Genomic DNA, 1,618 nt, shown 5'->3' on the forward strand with positions numbered 1-1,618 from the left:
GACGCGTCCTCGCCTGCCGGGGCACCGCCCAGGACGGCGACCTCGTCCTCGGCGCCCTGCGCGAGGCCGTACGGGGCGAGGGGCCGGACGCGCCCACCCTGTGGACCCTGGTCGACGGCGCCGGACGCCTGGGCATCGCCTGCGCGGCCCCCGTCCTGCGCCACGTCTACCGCGAGACGGCCTCCTCCCATCTGCGCGGCCGCGCCGCCGGCGCCCTCGCCGCCACCGACCCCTCCTTCGCCACCGGCTTCGCCGTCGAATGCCTGTGGGACTGCGAGGAGACCACCCGCGAACTGGCCGCCCGGCACGCCGAGACCGGCGACGCCCGCGTGGTCGAGCGCCTGCGCCGCCTCGCCGCCGACCCGGCCGAGGAGGCCGAGGTCCAGACGGCGGTCCGCAGCCGCATCGGGCCGGACGCGCAGACGATGTGACTCCCGTCGGGCCAGGCGGCCTTCGCCGGGCCATGTGACCCCCGTCGGGGCCGGCCGCGCGTCACGGCCGGCCCCGGGCGAGACCCGTGACGTCCCGGAGCCCTGTGCACGGGACCCGTGCTCACCGGCCTCCTGCGCGGCCCAACGCTCATGGGACGTTCCCCGCCCGGACAGATCGACGTCGACGCGGACACGCCTGTCATGGCGAGAACAGCCGTATGCGTGTCGTCATCGTGACCGAATCCTTTCCGCCCGATGTGAACGGCGTCGCCCACTGCGCCGTCCAGACCGCCCGGCATCTCGCCGCGCGCGGCCACGCCCCCCTCGTCGTCGCCCCCGCTCCCGCGCCCGGCACCCCGCTCGGCCCCGAGCCCTGCCCCGTCGTCCGCGTCCCCTCCCTGCCCCTGCCCGGCTACCCCCAGGTCCGTGTCGCGCTGCCCAGCAGACGCCTGGCGGCCGCGCTCACCGCGCACCGCGCCGACCTGGTCCATCTGGCCAGCCCCTTCGTCCTCGGCGCACGCGGCATGGCCGCCGCCGCCCGCCTCGGCATCCCCGCCGTCGCCGTCTACCAGACCGACCTCGCCGGGTACGCGCGGACGTACCTCGGCGCCGGTGAGGCGCCCGCCTGGCGGCGCATCCGCTCCGTCCACTCCGCCGCCGACCTCACCCTCGCCCCCTCCACCGCCGCCCTCGCCGACCTCGCCGCGCACGGCGTGCCCCGGCTGCGGCTGTGGCCCCGGGGCGTGGACACCGCACGCTTCCGCCCCGACCGGCGCGACGGGGCGCTGCGCCGCGAACTCGCCCCCAACGGTGAGCTGATCGTCGGCTACGTCGGCCGTCTCGCCCCCGAGAAGCGCGTCGACCTCCTCGCCGGGGTCTGCGGCCTGGACGGCGTACGGGTCGTCGTCGTGGGCGACGGACCCAGCCGGGCCCACCTGACCGAGGCGCTGCCCGGCGCGGTGTTCCTCGGGCGCCGCGAGGGCGGTGAACTCGCCCGGATCTTCGCCTCGCTGGACGTGTTCGCGCACACCGGCCCCTTCGAGACCTTCTGCCAGACCGTCCAGGAGGCCATGGCGAGCGGGGTGCCCGTGGTCGCGCCCGCCGTCGGCGGCCCGCTCGACCTCGTCGACCACGGCCGCACCGGACTCCTCGTCCCGCCGGACGACACCCCCGCCCTGCGCGACGCC

1 protein-coding gene and 1 pseudogene are annotated in these 1,618 nt (G+C 77.5%); both read left to right on the top strand.

The window, feature by feature from the left end; translation table 11 throughout:
* Nucleotides 1-431 (top strand): annotated as a pseudogene (locus GTW40_RS09725) (HEAT repeat domain-containing protein); the annotation flags it as partial.
* Nucleotides 432-649: 218 nt separating this feature from the next.
* The coding region (locus GTW40_RS09730; protein WP_161179766.1) for a glycosyltransferase family 1 protein at nucleotides 650-1,618 on the top strand (969 nt) is incomplete at its 3' end.

The organism is Streptomyces sp. SID4985 (assembly GCF_009863025.1).
Taxonomy (GTDB): domain Bacteria; phylum Actinomycetota; class Actinomycetes; order Streptomycetales; family Streptomycetaceae; genus Streptomyces.